Source organism: Streptomyces sp. NPDC041135 (assembly GCF_055592085.1).
Window position 1 is genome coordinate 20,406 of sequence record NZ_JBVIYZ010000003.1, and the last position, 16,794, is coordinate 37,199.

Annotated in this window: 12 protein-coding genes and 1 pseudogene; 8 read left to right on the forward strand and 5 right to left on the reverse strand. The window is 75.2% G+C overall.

Annotated elements, in window-relative coordinates:
* Positions 1–71 precede the first annotated feature (71 nt).
* Positions 72–5,207 carry an ATP-dependent helicase gene (locus tag ACZ6CZ_RS08465; RefSeq protein WP_469016652.1) on the reverse strand — a complete coding sequence of 1,712 codons (5,136 nt, stop codon included), beginning with the start codon at positions 5,205–5,207 and terminating at the stop codon, positions 72–74.
* A gap of 129 nt (positions 5,208–5,336) precedes the next feature.
* Here ACZ6CZ_RS08465 and ACZ6CZ_RS08470 point away from each other — a divergent pair.
* From ACZ6CZ_RS08470 to ACZ6CZ_RS08480, 3 genes and pseudogenes are all read left to right on the forward strand, one after another.
* Positions 5,337–6,317 (forward strand): annotated as a pseudogene (locus tag ACZ6CZ_RS08470) (AraC family transcriptional regulator); the annotation flags it as partial.
* Positions 6,200–7,036: an AzlC family ABC transporter permease gene (locus ACZ6CZ_RS08475; protein WP_469016655.1), complete on the forward strand. Its 837-nt coding sequence runs from the start codon at positions 6,200–6,202 to the stop codon at positions 7,034–7,036. The pseudogene ACZ6CZ_RS08470 and the gene ACZ6CZ_RS08475, both read left to right, overlap by 118 nt.
* The gene (locus tag ACZ6CZ_RS08480) at positions 7,033–7,341 is read left to right on the forward strand and encodes an AzlD domain-containing protein (RefSeq protein ID WP_469016658.1); all 309 of its coding nucleotides are present in this window, start codon (positions 7,033–7,035) and stop codon (positions 7,339–7,341) included. The genes ACZ6CZ_RS08475 and ACZ6CZ_RS08480 overlap by 4 nt, the downstream gene beginning before the upstream one ends.
* Positions 7,342–7,354: 13 nt before the next feature.
* On the opposite strand, the gene ACZ6CZ_RS08485 is transcribed toward ACZ6CZ_RS08480, so the two are convergent.
* A complete protein-coding gene (locus tag ACZ6CZ_RS08485; RefSeq protein WP_469016660.1) occupies positions 7,355–8,299 on the reverse strand; it encodes a hypothetical protein in 945 nt (314 codons plus the stop codon).
* A gap of 81 nt (positions 8,300–8,380) precedes the next feature.
* Between ACZ6CZ_RS08485 and ACZ6CZ_RS08490 the strand changes: the two genes are divergently transcribed.
* A complete protein-coding gene (locus ACZ6CZ_RS08490; RefSeq protein ID WP_469016662.1) occupies positions 8,381–8,575 on the forward strand; it encodes a DUF3046 domain-containing protein in 195 nt (64 codons plus the stop codon).
* A gap of 60 nt (positions 8,576–8,635) precedes the next feature.
* On the forward strand, positions 8,636–9,976 hold the full coding sequence (locus ACZ6CZ_RS08495; RefSeq protein WP_469016664.1) for an AI-2E family transporter: 1,341 nt from the start codon (positions 8,636–8,638) through the stop codon (positions 9,974–9,976).
* A gap of 67 nt (positions 9,977–10,043) precedes the next feature.
* On the opposite strand, the gene ACZ6CZ_RS08500 is transcribed toward ACZ6CZ_RS08495, so the two are convergent.
* A complete protein-coding gene (locus ACZ6CZ_RS08500; protein ID WP_469016667.1) occupies positions 10,044–10,787 on the reverse strand; it encodes a hypothetical protein in 744 nt (247 codons plus the stop codon).
* 302 nt (positions 10,788–11,089) lie between these two features.
* Here ACZ6CZ_RS08500 and recA point away from each other — a divergent pair, with 302 nt between their 5' ends.
* From recA to ACZ6CZ_RS08515, 3 genes are all read left to right on the forward strand, one after another.
* Complete coding sequence (gene recA, locus ACZ6CZ_RS08505) at positions 11,090–12,217, forward strand: recombinase RecA (protein ID WP_469016670.1); 1,128 nt, start codon at positions 11,090–11,092, stop codon at positions 12,215–12,217.
* A gap of 3 nt (positions 12,218–12,220) precedes the next feature.
* The gene (recX, locus tag ACZ6CZ_RS08510; RefSeq protein ID WP_469016673.1) at positions 12,221–12,994 is read left to right on the forward strand and encodes a recombination regulator RecX; all 774 of its coding nucleotides are present in this window, start codon (positions 12,221–12,223) and stop codon (positions 12,992–12,994) included.
* A gap of 181 nt (positions 12,995–13,175) precedes the next feature.
* Complete coding sequence (locus tag ACZ6CZ_RS08515) at positions 13,176–15,704, forward strand: ABC transporter permease (protein ID WP_469016675.1); 2,529 nt, start codon at positions 13,176–13,178, stop codon at positions 15,702–15,704.
* 52 nt (positions 15,705–15,756) lie between these two features.
* On the opposite strand, the gene ACZ6CZ_RS08520 is transcribed toward ACZ6CZ_RS08515, so the two are convergent.
* Positions 15,757–16,164: a rhodanese-like domain-containing protein gene (locus tag ACZ6CZ_RS08520; RefSeq protein WP_469017867.1), complete on the reverse strand. Its 408-nt coding sequence runs from the start codon at positions 16,162–16,164 to the stop codon at positions 15,757–15,759.
* The gene (locus ACZ6CZ_RS08525) at positions 16,155–16,772 is read right to left on the reverse strand and encodes a cupin domain-containing protein (protein ID WP_469016677.1); all 618 of its coding nucleotides are present in this window, start codon (positions 16,770–16,772) and stop codon (positions 16,155–16,157) included. Before ACZ6CZ_RS08525 ends, ACZ6CZ_RS08520 begins: the two co-directional genes overlap by 10 nt.
* Positions 16,773–16,794: the final 22 nt, after the last annotated feature.

Sequence of the window (16,794 nt, forward strand, 5' to 3'; positions counted from 1 at the left end):
CCGGAGAGAGGGCTCCGGAGAGGGGGCTCCGGAGAGCGCGGCGTGGCGCGGCGCTGCTGCACGGGCCGGGCTCAGGCGCGCAGGCGCAGGCCACGCGGGGTCGCGATGAAGCCCGCCGCCTCCAGGAGGGTGCCGATGGGGGAGGTCAGGGCGGAGGCGCCGTTGACGCGCTCCACCGTGACCGTGCCGAGGGAGCCGGCGCGGGCGGCCCCGGCGAGGGCGTCGGCCGCCGTGCGCAGGCGGGGATCGTCGGTGGCCGCGGTGTCCGCGGAGGCGGGCCAGGCCAGCAGGGTCTTGCCACCGCGCTCCATGTACAGCGTCAGCTCGCCCTCCACCAGGACGACGAGCGAGCCCGCCTTGCGGCCGGGCTTGTGCCCGGCCCCGGTCGGCGGTTCCGGCCAGGGCAGCGCGGCGCCGTAGGCGTTCGCGGGGTCGGCGGCGGCGAGCACCACGGCACGGGTGTCGGGGGTCTGGGCGCGGGTACGGCGGCCGCCGAAGGCCTGGTTGTCGCCGCCCGGGCCGTACGGGTACGTCGGGCCGCCGCTGCGGGGGCCGCCGTAGCCGGGGGCGGCGAAGGGGTCGGCCGGGGCGGCGCCGGAGGACACATCCCGGGGGGAGACGTAGTCGCCCTGGGCGGCGGGATGGTCGTCGGGCGGCCCGCCCGCGTCGCTGTCGGGGCCGGCGAAGGCGTGGCCGCCGTCGAAGGGGTCGTCGTCGAAGGGACCGGCGGCGGCGCGGTCACCGGGAGCCGCCGCGAAGGGGTCGGGCGCCGGGCGGCCGCCGCCCGGCGCCGGGACGGCCCCGAAGACGTCGCTGCCGAAGGCGGCGGAGCCGGCCCGCGCGAAGCCGCCGGAGCCGTCGCCCCCGGCGGCGCGGGCGCCGCCGGGGCCGAAGCCGGGGGCGCCGGTGCCGGGGAGGCCCGGCGTGCCGCCGTCGGCCGGGCCCGGTGCGGGCCGGCCGTCGCCGCGCTCGCGGGCGTTGGAGACCGCGCGCAGGCGGTCGACCGCCCCGTCCATGGCGAACTGGGCGGCGCCGAGCCCTTCCACCACGTAGCCGCGCCTGGCCTGCCCGCTGTCCTCGAAGGCGGACAGGATGCGGTACACCGCGGAGAAGCCGCCTTCGACGCCCTCGGCGGCGACCGCGCCCCGGGTGACCACTCCGTGCCGGTCGAGCAGGGTGCGGGCCAGCGCGTGGGCGCGCACGGTCGCGTCCGGTTCGCGGGCCGGGAGCAGCGACCAGCGGCCGGCGACGGTGGGCGGGCCGCCGCGGGAGGTGGCCCGGGCGGCGGTCGTCAGGGAGCCGTAACGCCCGCGCGGGACGGCGCGCTTGGCGCGGTGGGCCGTGGAGCCCGCGGTCCGGCCGGAGCCCAGCAGGGAGCGCATCGGGCTGAGCGTGTCGTTGGTGAGCCGTCCGGACCACGCCAGGTCCCAGACCGCGTCGGCCAGGTGCGGATCGGTGGCTTCCGGGTGCGTGGTGGCGCGCACCTGGTCGGCGATCTGACGGAAGAACAGCCCGTACCCGCCCGAGAGCGCGTCCAGCACGGACTGGTGCAGCGCGGTCAGCTCCAGCGGGTGGGGCGGAGGCAGGAGCAGCGGGGCCGCGTCCGCGAGGTACAGGGAGACCCAGCCGTCCTTGCCGGGCAGCGCGCCCGCGCCCGCCCACACCAGCTCGCCGGCGGAGGTGAGTTCGTCCAGCATGGAGGGGTTGTAGTTCGCCACGCGCGAGGGCAGGACCAGCTTCTCCAGGGCCGACGCGGGCACGGAGGCGCCCTGCAACTGCTCGACGGCGCGCACCAGTCCGTCGATGCCGCGCAGGCCGTGGCCCCTGCCGACGTGCTGCCACTGCGGCAGGAACTGGGCCAGCGCGGCCGGCGCGACCGGTTCCAGCTCGTGCCGCAGGGCGGCCAGGGAACGGCGGCGCAGCCGGCGCAGCACGGTCGCGTCGCACCACTCCTGGCCGATGCCCGCCGGATGGAACTCGCCCTGGACGACACGGCCGCTCGCGGCGAGCCGCTGGAGGGCGCCGTCGGTGACGGCCACGCCCAGGCCGAAGCGGGCGGCGGCCGTGGCCGAGGTGAAGGGACCGTGGGTGCGCGCGTAGCGGGCGAGGAGGTCGCCGAGCGGGTCCTTGACCGGTTCGGTGAACGCCTCGGGCACCCCGACGGGCAGCGCCGTGCCGAGCGCGTCCCGCAGGCGGCCCGCGTCCTCGATCGCCGCCCAGTGCTCGGCGCCGGCGATCCGGACCCGGATGGCCCGGCGGGCGGCGGCCAGCTCCGCGGCCCACTGCGGTTCGGCGCCCCGCTCGGCCAGCTCGGCGTCGGTGAGCGGGCCCAGCAGCCGCAGCACGTCGGCGACGCCCTCGGGGTCCTTGACGCGCCGGTCCTCGCTGAGCCACTGCAGCTCACGCTCCAGCTCCGTCAGCACCTCGGCGTCGAGCAGCTCGCGCAGCTCCGCCTGGCCGAGCAGCTCGGCCAGCAGCCGGGAGTCCAGGGACAGCGCGGCGGCGCGGCGTTCGGCGAGCGGGGAGTCACCCTCGTACAGGAACTGGGCGACGTAGCCGAACAGCAGGGAGCGGGCGAAGGGCGATGGCTCGGGGGTGGTGACCTCGACCATGCGCACCTTGCGGGACTCCAGGTCGCCCATCAGCTCGACGAGACCGGGGACGTCGAAGACGTCCTGGAGGCACTCGCGGACCGCCTCCAGGACGATGGGGAACGAGCCGAACTCGCTCGCCACCTGGAGCAGCTGGGCGGCGCGCTGGCGCTGCTGCCACAGCGGGGTGCGCTTGCCGGGGGAGCGCCGGGGCAGCAGGAGCGCGCGGGCGGCGCACTCGCGGAACCGGGCGGCGAACAGGGCCGAGCTGCCGACCTGGTCGGTGACGATCTGCTCGACCTCGCCCTTGTCGAAGCCGACGTCCGCCGCGCCGACCGGCGCCTGCTCGCTGTCGTACGCGCTACCGGCCTTCGCGGGCTCCTGGTCCAGCAGGTCCAGGCCCATCAGGTCGGCGTCCGGCAGGCGCAGCACGATGCCGTCGTCGGCGTGCATGACCTGGGCGTCCATGCCGTAGCGCTCGGAGAGGCGGGCGCCGAGGGCGAGGGCCCAGGGGGCGTGGACCTGGGCGCCGAAGGGGGAGTGGACGACGACCCGCCAGTCGCCCAGCTCGTCCCGGAACCGCTCGACGACGATCGTGCGGTCGTCCGGGACGTGGCCGCAGGCCTCGCGCTGCTCGGCGAGGTAGGCCAGGACGTTGTCCGCGGCCCAGGTGTCGAGGCCGGCGGCGAGGAGCCGCAGCCGGGCGTCCTCCTCGGACAGCGAGCCGACCTCGCGCAGGAACGCGCCCAGCGCCCGGCCCAGCTCCAGCGGGCGGCCCAGCTGGTCGCCCTTCCAGAACGGCAGCCTGCCCGGCACCCCGGGGGCGGGGGAGACCAGGACGCGGTCGCGCGTGATGTCCTCGATGCGCCAGGAGCTGGTGCCCAGCGTGAAGACGTCCCCCACCCGGGACTCGTAGACCATCTCCTCGTCCAGCTCGCCGACCCGGCCGCCGCCCTTCTTGGGGTCGGAACCGGCGAGGAAGACCCCGAACAGACCGCGGTCGGGGATCGTGCCGCCGGAGGTGACGGCGAGGCGCTGGGCGCCCGGGCGGCCGGTGACGACGCCCGTGACGCGGTCCCACACCACACGCGGTCGCAGCTCGGCGAACGCGTCGGAGGGGTAGCGGCCCGCGAGCATGTCCAGGACGGCCGTGAACGCCGACTCCGGGAGCGAGGCGAACGGGGCCGCGCGGCGGACCAGGGCGACCAGGTCGTCCACCTGCCAGGCGTCCATCGACGTCATGGCGACGAGCTGCTGGGCGAGCACGTCCAGCGGGTTGGCGGGCACCTTCAGGGCCTCGATGGCCCCGGTGCGCATCCGCTCGGTGACCACGGCCGCCTGCACCAGGTCGCCCCGGTACTTCGGGAAGACCACGCCGGTGGAGACCGCGCCCACCTGGTGTCCGGCGCGGCCCACGCGCTGGAGACCGGAGGCGACCGAGGGCGGGGACTCCACCTGCACGACCAGGTCGACGGCGCCCATGTCGATGCCCAGCTCCAGGCTGGACGTGGCGACCACGGCGGGCAGCCGGCCGGCCTTCAGGTCCTCCTCGACGAGGGCGCGCTGCTCCTTGGAGACCGAGCCGTGGTGGGCGCGGGCGATCACCGGCGGGGCGCCCTGGGCCGCGCCGGAGCCGCCCATCAGCTCGGCCGGGGCGTGGTGCTCCTCCAGCGGCTCGCCGGTGGCCCGCTCGTACGCGATCTCGTTGAGCCGGTTGCACAGCCGCTCCGCGAGCCGGCGCGAGTTGGCGAAGACGATCGTCGAGCGGTGGGCCTGCACCAGGTCGGCGATGCGCTCCTCGACGTGCGGCCAGATCGACGGCCGTTCGGCGCCGTCGGTCGCGTCGGCCGCCGGGGCGCCGCCCAGCTCGCCCATGTCCTGCACCGGGACGACCACCGAGAGGTCGAACTCCTTGCCGGACTCCGGCTGGACGATCTCCACCTTGCGGCGGGGCGAGAGGTAGCGGGCCACCTCGTCCACGGGGCGGACGGTCGCCGACAGGCCGATCCGGCGGGCCGGCCTGGGCAGCAGCTCGTCCAGCCGCTCCAGGGACAGCGCGAGGTGCGCCCCGCGCTTGGTGCCCGCGACCGCGTGCACCTCGTCCAGGATCACCGTCTCCACGCCCGTCAGCGCGTCGCGCGTGGCGGACGTCAGCATCAGGAACAGGGACTCCGGAGTGGTGATCAGGATGTCCGGCGGGCGCGTGGCCAGGGCGCGGCGCTCGGCGGCCGGGGTGTCGCCGGAGCGGATGCCGACCTTCACCTCGGGCTCGGGCAGGCCCAGGCGGACGGACTCGTGGCGGATGCCGGTGAGCGGGCTGCGCAGGTTGCGCTCGACGTCGACCGCGAGGGCCTTCAGCGGCGACACGTACAGCACCCGGCAGCGCTTCCTGGCGTCGGCCGGGGGAGGCGTCGAGGCCAGCTGGTCCAGGGCCGCGAGGAACGCGGCGAGCGTCTTGCCGGAGCCGGTCGGGGCCACCACCAGCACGTCCGAGCCCTCACCGATGGCCTGCCACGCGCCGGCCTGGGCGGCGGTGGGCGCGGAGAAGGCCCCCGTGAACCAGGCGCGGGTCGCGGGGGAGAAGCCGTCGAGGGCTCGGTGGGCGGAGCTGACCATGCGTCCATCCTGCACCCCGCCACTGACAAACGCCCTGACCTGCGTGGACGCGAGTGAAGCGGAGACCGGGAGGCGCCGGGGCGCGAGGGCGGCCGGGCCCGCGGCACTGCGGAGGCGGAGAATGGGCACATGGCGGCTACGGGCGAGCGGGCGCGGCACTGGCAGTACGCCGAACTGCCCGGCGTCGACCTGCTGCGCGCCCGCTACATCCGCAAGACCTTCGTCCGGCACACCCACGAGAACTTCGTCATCGCGGCCATCGCCGACGGCGTCGAGGTCTTCCACCACCGGGGCTCGGACGTCGCCGCGGGCGCCGGCACCCTGGCGCTGGTCAATCCCGACACCCCGCACACCGGCCGGGCGGGCGTCCCCGAGGGCTGGCGGTACGGCGCGCTCTACCCCGCGCCCGAGGTGGTGGCCGCCATCGCCGCGGAGACCACCACCCTGAGCGGCTCCCCCGGCTTCACCGCACCCGTGCTCGACGACCCCCGCAGCGTCCACCTGGTGCACCAGGTGCTGCGCGCCGCCGAGGAGGGCAACGCGCTGGCCGCCGACACGCTGCTGCGTGTGGCGGTGACCCGGCTGCTGCGGCTCAACGGCGGCCCGCTGCCGCAGCGGCGCGTGCGCACGGCCGGAGCCCGGACCGCGGCACGCGCGCGTGCGGTCCTCCAGGAGCGGATGGCCGCGCCGCCGACGCTGCAACAGCTCGCCGACGGCCTCGGGACGAGTCCGTTCCCGCTGCTGCGCGCCTTCCGCGAGGCCTACGGCATGCCACCGCACGCCTGGCTGACCGATGCGCGGGTGCGCCGGGCACGGCTGCTGCTGGACGCCGGGACCGCACCGGCCGAGGCCGCCGTCGCCGTCGGCTTCACCGACCAGCCGCACCTCAACCGGCACTTCGCCCGGATCGTCGGCGTTCCTCCCGGGGCGTACCAGCGCGAGCGCAAGAACGTACAAGACCCGGGCTGACGGACACCCGTACCGTTCGGTGCGTGGCACAACCAACAGCTTCAGCAGACATACGGCCCGAGGCGGCCAAGCCCGATGCCTCCGTCGTCCGGGACGCCCTGGGCGTCGGGATCGCGGTGGGGCTGTCCGGGTTCGCCTTCGGGGTGACCTCGGCCGGCAGCGGGCTCGGCGTGCTCCAGACCTGTGCGCTCAGCCTCCTGGTGTTCACCGGGGCCTCCCAGTTCGCCCTGGTGGGCGCGCTGGCGGCCGGCGGCGGACCGCTCACGGCCGCCGCCGGGGCCTTCTTCCTCGGCGTCCGCAACGCCTTCTACGGGCTGCGCCTGTCGCAGGTGCTGGCCCTCCCGCGCGCGGTGCGGCCGTTCGCCGCCCAGTGGGTGATCGACGAGACCACGGCGGTGGCCCTGGCCCAGCCGACGCGGCGCGCCGCGCGGCTCGGCTTCACGGTCACCGGGATCACCCTGTACCTGCTGTGGAACCTCACCACGCTGCTCGGCGCGCTCGGCGCCGAGGCCATCGGCGACACCGACGCCTGGGGGCTGGACGCGGCCGGGCCCGCCGTCTTCCTGGCACTGCTCGCGCCCATGATCAGGACGGGTACCGAACGCGTGGTCGCGGGCCTTGCTGTGCTGCTCGGGCTGGGCCTGCTGCCCGTCCTGCCCGCGGGCGTGCCGGTGCTGGTCGCCGCGCTGTCGGCCCCGGCCGCCCTGTTCGTGGCGGGACGGCGCGCCGGACACCGCGGTCAGGCACCGCCGCCACCGGCGGAGAAGGGGGACGCGGCGCGGGCGACGGACGAGGCCGTCGGCCCGGGCCCCTCGGCCGGGGCCGGCGCCGGAGCGGACGAGGGGGAGGAGGACCGGTGAACACCTGGATCGCTGTCGCCGCGACCGTCTTCGGCTGCTACGCCGTGAAACTCGCCGGCCTGCTCGTGCCCGCCGCCGCTCTGGAGCGGCCGCTCGTCAGGCGGCTCGCCGCCCTGCTGCCCGTCGCCCTGCTCGCCGCCCTCACGGCCCAGCAGACCTTCGCCGACGGCCGCACGCTGGTGCTGGACGCCAGGGCCGCGGGCCTCGCGGCGGCCGCCGTGGCGCTGGTGCTGCGCGCGCCGTTCCTGGTGGTCGTCGCGGCCGCGGTGGCCGTGACCGCGGGGGTGCGGGCCCTCACGGGGTGAGGGGCGGGCCGGGTCAGTCCACGCGGCGGCCGTACGCCCTCAGGGTGTGCAGTGCCTCGATCGTCACCCGGGGGCGGCCCTCCAGCGCGCTGCCCGGAGCCCACTGGCGCCGGCGCACCGGCCAGCCGCCGTCCGTGCGCTGTTCGGCGGCGAGGAAGTCCAGAGAGCGGGTCATTTCCTCGTCCGTGAACCACCCGCGCGCGAGGGAGCCCGGGGTCCGCGCGAAGTCGTACGGGAAGTGATGCTCCCCCGGCGCGTAGCCGGACGCGACCGGCGAGGTGTCGAGGCGGTCCGGGTCCAGGGCGGCGAGCCGCTGTTCGCGCACCAGGCGGCCCAGGCGGTCGCCGGCGGCCTGGGCACGCGCGCGGTCGGGCACCGAGTCCAGGAACGCCACGGCGGCCTGCACCTCGTACGGATGGGAGCTGGCCAGGCCGTCCACGGCCCGCCAGCAGAAGTCGGTGGCCCGGAACAGCCAGGCGTGCCACACCTGATTGCGGTGCAGCACCCCCACCACCGGGCCGGTCGCCAGCAGCTCGCCGGGCGGGTTGTCCACCACGGGGATGAACGGGGCCACCGGACGGCCGCGCCGGCCGGGACGGATCGCCGGCAGGGCGCCCTCCGCCGTCGAGACGGAGGTCAGATAGCGGCACACCCGCTCCACCCGCTGTCCGCCGCAGCGGCCGATGGCGTCCAGGACACGCAGCGCGTGCGCGGTGTGCAGCGGCTGGCTGACGGGGCCGCGCATATCGGGCTCCAGGGCGTGGCCGTACCCGCCGTCCTCGTTGCGGTAGGCGTCCAGCGCCGTCTCCACCGGGTCGGGGCCGCCGTCCAGGAAGTGGTGGGCGAACAGCCGCCGCTCCAGCACGCGCGCGGTGAGCCAGACGAAGTGCTCGGCGCGGGAGAGCGGAGAGTGCGCCGGGGGCGTGGAGGCGAGCGGGGAGGCTCCGGTGTCGGACATGGATCAGACCGTAGGGGCGCAGTGCGGCCCCGGTGAGCGGACCCGGGCGGGGCCCACCCTCAGGGGCGGGATACTGGTGTCATGCGGTTGACGGTCTTCTGGCAGCGGATGGCGGAACACTTCGGTCCGGGGTACGCCGACACCTTCGCGCGCGACCACGTCATGACGGAGCTGGGCGGACGCACCGTGCACCAGGCGCTGGACGCGGGCTGGGACGCCAAGGAGGTGTGGCGCGTGGTCTGCTCCGTCATGAACGTCCCCGGGGAGAGGCGCTGAAAGGCACCCGCCACGGCAGGCCGGCGGCAAGCTGCCGCCTGAGTGGGCGAGACTTGCACCGTGGCACCCACTGACGAAAATGAGCCGGACGCCCGGCACGCACCCCCGTCCGGCACGACACCGCCCGCCCGGCCCCCCGCCGGCGACACCGTCGCCCCGGCCGCCCGCATGCCGCGCTGGCTGCCACGCGCCCTGGTGCTCGCGCTCGCGCTGATAGCCGCTTTCCAGTTGGGCAGCTGGGCGTTCCACCAGCTCACGGGCCTGCTGATCAACATACTCATCGCGTTCTTCCTGGCCCTGGCCATAGAGCCCGCGGTGAGCTGGATGGCGGCCCGCGGGATGCGCCGGGGCCTGGCCACCTTCCTGGTCTTCCTCGGCCTGGTGATCGTCACGGCCGGGTTCGTCACCCTGCTCGGCTCGATGCTGGCGGGTCAGATCATCAAGATGGTCGAAGGCTTCCCGCAGTACCTCGACTCGGTGATCCACTGGGTCAACCAGACCTTCCACACCGAGCTGAGACGGGTGGACGTGCAGGAAGGGCTGCTGCACTCCGACTGGCTGCGCAAGTACGCGCAGAACAGCGCGGCCGGTGTCCTCGACGTCTCCGCCCAGGTGCTCGGCGGCCTGTTCCAGCTGCTGACCGTCGCGCTGTTCTCGTTCTACTTCGCCGCCGACGGGCCCCGGCTGCGCCGCGCCCTGTGCTCCGTCCTGCCGCCCGCCCGGCAGGCCGAGGTGCTGCGGGCCTGGGAGATCGCCGTGGACAAGACCGGCGGCTACCTGTACTCCCGCGGCCTCATGGCCCTCGTCTCCGGGGTGGCGCACTACGTCCTGTTCCAGGCCCTGGGCGTGCCGTACGCGCCCGTGCTCGGCGTCTGGGTGGGTCTGGTCTCACAGTTCATCCCCACCATCGGCACCTACCTCGCGGGTGCGCTGCCGATGCTGATCGCGTTCACGGTCAACCCCTGGTACGCGCTGTGGGTGCTCCTCTTCGTCCTGATCTACCAGCAGTTCGAGAACTACGTCCTGCAGCCCAAGCTGACTTCCAAGACCGTCGACATCCACCCGGCCGTCGCCTTCGGCTCGGTCATCGCCGGCACCGCGCTGCTGGGCGCCGTCGGCGCGCTGATCTCCATCCCCGCGGTCGCCACCCTCCAGGCGTTCCTGGGGGCGTACGTGAAGCGGTACGCCGTCACCGACGACCCGCGCGTGCACGGGCACCGCGGGCGGGGGCCGGGCGGCCCCGGGCCGTTCCGGCGCGCGCGCCGGCCGGGGCCCGGGCGCCCGGACACGGCGGAGCCCTCCGCGGACGCCGGGGAGCCCGCCGAGGCCGACGCGGCTGAGGTACCCGTCGGAGCCGACGGGTCCGGCAGTCCCGTCCGACCGGCCCGGGACGCCGACTGAGGGCGCCGAGCAGGGACGGCGTGCCGGGTGACCGCCGCTCGGCAGCGGTGATGTGCTCCAGGCCCGGTCACCGGGTGAGCACCGCCCAGACCCCGGCCGCCGCGACGGCGGCCGCGTAGCAGCAGGCCGCCGCGGCGACGATCCGCCGTCGCGCCCCCTCGCTCCACGCGGTGCGCGACAGCAGCCACGCCAGGGCGGGCAGGACCAGCACGGCGTGCAGGCTCACCCCGTGCAGCGGCTTGAGCGGGGCCGTGGAGCGGTAGGCGGCCTCCTGGTGGCCGGTGCGGGTGAGCACGACCCCGCGCGCGATCATCACGGCGCCCGAGGCCAGCGCCACGAGCAGGATCGCGAACCCGGACCGTACCGCGAGCGCCATCCCGGCGGGTCCGGCCGGCCGGTGCCGGAAGGACGCCACCGCGAAGACGGTGAGCAGGACCACCAGGACCGCGCCGCCCGCCGCGAGGGTCATCGACACCGCCGTGTCGAAGGGGGTTTCCATGTCGAGGTGCGAGGGCACCCGGCGCCACGCCTGGAGGGTGATGCCGCCGACCTCCACGACGCAGTCCGCGGCGAACACGACGAGCAGGACGGTGCGCAGGCGCGGTCCGACGCGCAGCCACGACGTGACCCAGGCGACCGCGATCAGCGTCACGCCGAAGGAGAGCCCGAAGGTGACGGGCTTGCGCCAGGAGACGGGGCCGTCCCAGGGACCGCCGTCCACCGCGAACACCACCAGGTGCGCGAGGCCGGAGAGGACGAGGAGCAGCCCGGTCGCGTGGCACAGGCGTTCGGCGAGGCGTGGACGGTTCATGGGCCCAGGCTCCCGGGAGCGGCCCGCCCGGTCGTCCTCCGCCCGGAGGCACCCGCCGTACGCCGCCGGGAGCAGCCGCGCGGCGGTGCCGCGTGGCGCGCTTGACACCAAAATCGAACATCCGTTCTTATGAGGGTTCAGGCGAGGCTCAGGTGAGGCTCTCGACGGGTGTTTCGACACGGTTTGCGTGGAGAAGTGCCCGAGTTATCCACAGGCCGGGCCGACGTCGGGACGCATTGTCAGTGGCAGGCGTTAGCGTCTTTGACGTGAAGCGATCGACTCAAGCAAACCGGGTGGAACCCATGGCAGGAACCGACCGCGAGAAGGCGCTCGAAGCCGCACTCGCACAGATTGAACGGCAATTCGGCAAGGGCGCGGTCATGCGCATGGGCGAGCGGTCCAAGGAGCCCATCGAGGTCATCCCGACCGGCTCGACCGCGCTCGACGTGGCCCTCGGCGTCGGCGGTCTGCCGCGCGGCCGCGTCGTGGAGATCTACGGCCCGGAGTCCTCCGGTAAGACGACCCTGACCCTGCACGCGGTGGCGAACGCGCAGAAGGCCGGCGGCCAGGTGGCCTTCGTGGACGCGGAGCACGCCCTCGACCCCGAGTACGCGCGCAAGCTCGGCGTGGACATCGACAACCTGATCCTGTCCCAGCCGGACAACGGCGAGCAGGCGCTGGAGATCGTGGACATGCTGGTCCGCTCCGGTGCCCTCGACCTGATCGTCATCGACTCGGTGGCCGCGCTCGTGCCGCGCGCCGAGATCGAGGGCGAGATGGGCGACAGCCACGTCGGTCTCCAGGCCCGCCTGATGAGCCAGGCCCTGCGGAAGATCACCAGCGCGCTCAACCAGTCCAAGACCACCGCGATCTTCATCAACCAGCTCCGCGAGAAGATCGGCGTGATGTTCGGCTCGCCGGAGACCACGACCGGTGGCCGGGCGCTGAAGTTCTACGCCTCGGTGCGGCTCGACATCCGGCGTATCGAGACCCTGAAGGACGGCACCGACGCGGTCGGCAACCGCACCCGCGTCAAGGTCGTCAAGAACAAGGTCGCGCCGCCCTTCAAGCAGGCCGAGTTCGACATCCTCTACGGGCAGGGCATCAGCCGCGAGGGCGGCCTGATCGACATGGGCGTGGAGAACGGCTTCGTGCGCAAGGCCGGCGCCTGGTACACGTACGAGGGCGACCAGCTCGGCCAGGGCAAGGAGAACGCGCGCAACTTCCTCAAGGACAACCCCGACCTGGCCAACGAGATCGAGCGGAAGATCAAGGAGAAGCTGGGCGTGGGCGTCCGCCCCGAGGAGCCCGCCACCGCTCAGGGCACGGACGCGGCGACCGCCACCGCCGACGACGCCGCCAAGACGGTGCCCGCTCCGGCGATCGCGGCCAAGGCCACCAAGCCCAAGGCCGCCGCAGCCAAGAGCTGACCCGTGACGCGACGAACCGACTGGGCCGAGTACGAGGACGTCTCCCCCGGTGCTCCACGGGGGAGGAGCGCCGGGCAGAGCGCGGCCCGGGCCGCGGACGCCGACGGAGCCGACGGCCACGGGGGCGACGGCTACTGCGGCGGCAGCGGTGACGGGCCGTCGGGCGGCGGACCGCGCGGTGGCCGCGGCCGCGGGAGACGCCGGCGCGGCTCCGGGGAGCCGGCCGGTGAGGACGGGGGGTCCTCCTCCTTGTCGAGGGCCGAGCGGGAGGAACCCCCTGGGGACCCGGCTGAGCGGGCGCGGGCGATCTGTCTGCGCCTGCTCACCGGGACCCCGCGCACCCGGAAGCAGCTCGCCGACGCCCTGCGGAAGCGGGAGATCCCCGAGGACGTGGCCGACGAGGTGCTGTCCCGGTTCGAGGAGGTCGGTCTGATCAACGACGGCGCGTTCGCGGACGCCTGGGTGGAGTCCCGCCACCACGGCCGCGGACTGGCCCGGCGCGCGCTCGCCCGGGAGCTGCGGACCAAGGGCGTCGACTCCACGCTGATCGACGAGGCCGTCGCCCAGCTCGACTCCGAGCAGGAGGAGGCGACCGCCCGCGACCTCGTCGCCCGCAAGCTCCGCTCCACCCGGGGCCTGGACCGGGACAAGCGGATACGGCGCCTCGCCGGGATGCTCGCCCGCAAGGGCTACCCGGAAGGCATGGCGCTGCGGGTCGTCCGGCAGGCGCTGGAGGAAGAGGGCGAGGAGACGGACTTCCCCGACGAGGGGATCTGAGCCGCCGCAGGGCTGGGGCGCGCCCGCACGAAGGGCTCGCGGGGTGGGGCTAGCCCCCGCAGAAGACGCCGGGTCACCGCAATGCCCGCGGGCTGCCGCGTGGCCGAGGCTGGACGCACGGCACAGCGCCCGGACGGGGCGGTGCCGGCCACCCGGCGGACAACAGAAGAGAGCCCGATCCATGCTGCTGCGCTACGCCCTCCGGACCGTTCGAGCCCGCAAGGCCGGATTCCTGGGCGCGTTCCTCGCCCTGATGTGCGCGGCCGCCCTCATCTCCGCATGCGGCTCCCTCCTCGACACCGGTCTGCGCGGCACGATCCGCACCGAACGCTACGCGGCGGCCCCCGTCGTGGTCTCCGCCGACCAGTACGTGCACCGCACCACCGTCAAGCACAAGAAGGGCAGGACCAAGGTCAAGCACAAGGCGAAGCCCATCGCCGAGCGTGCCTGGCTGCCGGCCCGGCTGGCGGCCACCCTCGCCCGTACTCCGGGAGTCGCCCGGGTCGTGCCCGAACTGACCTTCCTGGCGCAGCCCTCGGTCCCGGGCGGCACCGGCGGCCGTACCGCCTACGGGCACGCCTGGACCTCCGCCGCGCTGACCCCGTACCGGCTGACCGCCGGGACCGCGCCCGGGGCGGCCGGTGACCTCGTCGTCGACCGCGACCTCGCCACCCGGGCCGGCCTCCGGCCCGGTGACCGGCTCACCGTGCAGTCGACGCGGGCGCCGCGCAGCTACCGCGTCACCGGCATCGCCGCCCCGGCCACCGACGTGCGCCACCAGAGCGCGCTGTTCTTCTCCGCCGCCGAAGCCCGCCGGCTGGCCGCCCATCCCGGGCAGGTCACCGCGTTCGGCGTGCTGCCCACCCGGGGCACGGACACGGAGCGGTTGCGCCAGGAGGTGGCGCGGACCCTGCACGGCACCACCGCACAGGTCAGCACCGGACAGGCGCGCGGCCCCGTCGAGTTCCTGGACGCCGCCGCGGCCCGCACCCGGCTGGTCAGCATGGGCGGCGCGATGGGCGGAACCTCGCTGCTGGTGGCCGTACTCGTCGTCGTCGGCACCTTCCAGCTCTCCGTGCAGGAGCGCCACCGCGAACTCGCCCTGCTGCGCGCCATCGCCGCCACGCCCGGTCAGATCCGCGGGCTGCTCGGCCGGGAGGCGCTGATCGTCGGTACGGTCGCCGGAACGGCGGGCGCGTCCCTCGGGATTCCCCTGGGCGGCCTGCTGTACGCCAGGTTCGTCGCTCTGGGGGCCGTGCCGGGCACGCTGGAGCACACCGCCGGCCTCGCCCCGCCGCTCGCGGCGCTCGCCGCCACCGTCCTCGGGGCCTGGGCCGCCGTGCGCGTGGCCTCCCGCAGGATCGCCCGTATCCGCCCCACCGAGGCCCTGGCCGAGGCGAGGAGCGAACGCCCCCGCCCCGCCCGGGGACGTATCGCCGCCGGTCTGCTGCTGCTCGCCGGGGGAGGCGTCCTCGTCGCCGTCCTCACCTCCCTGCGCACCGAACCCGCCTCGACCCCGGTCACCTTCCTCGCCGTCGTGGTGCTGTCCACGTCCGTCGCGCTGCTCGGCCCGCTGCTGGTCAGGGCGGCCGCGTTCCTGCTCGCCGGGCCGCTGCGGCTCACCGGACCCGGCGGCCGGCTGGCGCGGGCCAACCTGCGCGGCAACGCCGCCCGGATGGCCTCCGTCGTCACCCCGCTCACCCTGCTCGTCGGCATGACCTGCACCGTCCTGTTCGTCCAGTCGACCCTGGGGGACGCCGCCCGCTCCCAGGCCCGTGCGGGTGTCACCGCCGACCGTGTGGTCGTCGCCACGGGACCGGGGGTCCCGGCCGAGGCGGCACGGCGGCTGCGCACCGGCGGCGACGCCGTCACCGAGGTGGTCCGCACGACCGTCCGGATCGGCCTGGACAAGTACGCCGCCCAAGGCGTCACCCCCGCGGGGCTCACCCGCACCTGGGACCCGCGCGTCACCGCCGGCTCCCTGGACGGGCTCGCCGAGGACACCGTCGCCGTCAGCGGACTGGCCGCGGACCAGCACCACCTGACGCCGGGCAGCACGGTGCGGCTCACGCTCGGCGACGGCACGCCCGTCACGGTCACCGTCGCCGCCGTCTACGCCCGCGGTCTCGGCTTCGGCGACCTCACGTTCGCGCACGACCTCGTCGCCCGGCACGTCGACAACCCGCTCGCCTCCACCGTCCTGGTCAGCACGAGCCGTACCCGGGCACACCTCGCGGCCGCGCTCGTCGAGTTCCCTGGGCTGCGGATTCTCTCCCCGGCGGCCGCCGACTCGCTCCAGGCGGACCGGCAGCAGGCCAACGCCGAGGTGAACTACCTGGCCATGGGACTCGTCCTCGCCTTCACCGCCATCGCCGCGGTCAACACGCTCGCCATGTCGGTCTCCGCGCGCGTCCGGGAGTTCGCGCTGCTCCGGCTGGCCGGCGCGACCCGCCGGCAGGTGCTGCGGATGCTGCGTACCGAGGCGCTGTCGGTACTGCTGCTCGCCGCGGCCCTGGGCAGCGGCATCGCCCTCGCCGTGCTGACCGCCTTCAGCGTCGGCATGACGGGCCGCGCCGCTCCCACCGTCACGCCGTTGCTCTACGTGAGCGTCGTCGCCGTCGCCGGCCTCCTCGCCCTCGCCGCCACCGCCCTGCCGGGACGCGCGGCGTTGCGAGTGCGGGCGGTGACGGTCGCGACCGCGAAGGACTGAGCGCCGACAGCGGCGGAGCCGAACGAACCGGGCGAGTCCGGCACGGTCGGACTCAGGCGGCCACCGGGCAGCCCGCCGCGCGCCAGGCCTGGAAGCCGCCCACCAGGTCCGTCGCCCGGTGCAGGCCCAGCTGGTGCAGGGAGGCGACCGCCAGGCTGGAGGCGTAGCCCTCGTTGCAGACCACCACCACCCGCAGGTCGTGCCCGGTGGCCTCCGGGACGCGGTGGCTGCCCTGCGGATCGAGCCGCCACTCCAGTTCGTTGCGCTCGATGACGAGGGCACCGGGGATCAGGCCGTCCCGGTCGCGCAGGGCGGCGTACCGGATGTCGACCAGCAGGGCCTCACCGGTGCGCGCCGCGTCGTAGGCCTCCCGGGCCTCGACGCGCCGGTAGGCGGTGCGCACCCGCTCCAGCAGTTCGTCGATGCCCACCCGCTGTCCGTCCGTGCCGCTCACTGCCAGTCCTCCGGGCGTTCGACCTGCTCCAGGCGCAGCACCTGGCCGGTGCGGCTGTAACGGCGGATGCGCGGCAGGGGCGGGTAATACGCGTGCACGGAGATCGCGTGGCGGTCGGGGGACTCGTTGAGCACCTCGTGCACGTGGTGGCGGCCGAAGGCGCGGCCCTGGCCGGTGGGCAGCCGGCGTTCGCGGTCCACGCCGTCGGTGAGTTCCAGGGTCTTCCAGCCGTCGGTGGGAAGACGGGCGGCGAGCGAGTACTCCTTCAGCTCGCCGGCCGCGGTCAGGAAGGCACCGACCGAGTCGGCGTGGTCGTGCCAGCCGGTGCCGGAGCCCGGCGGCCAGCCGATCAGCCAGGCCTCACTGCCGCCGGGGCCCTCCAGCCGCACCCAGGTACGGCCCTCCGGGTCGAGCGGCAGCGAGGCGATCAGCTCGGTGTCGGCGGCGGTGCGCCGCACGAAGTCGAGGAGGTCCGCCTCGGTGGGCGTCGCACCGGCGCCCCGGCGGCCCGGCTCGGCGGCGGGAGCGGCCGGAGCCGGAGAGGGCGCGGAGGAGGGAGGAGCGGCCGGGGAGGCGGCGGTGGAGAGGGGGGCAGGGGAGGGGGAGGCAGACACGTGAACCGTCCTGGGAAGCGTT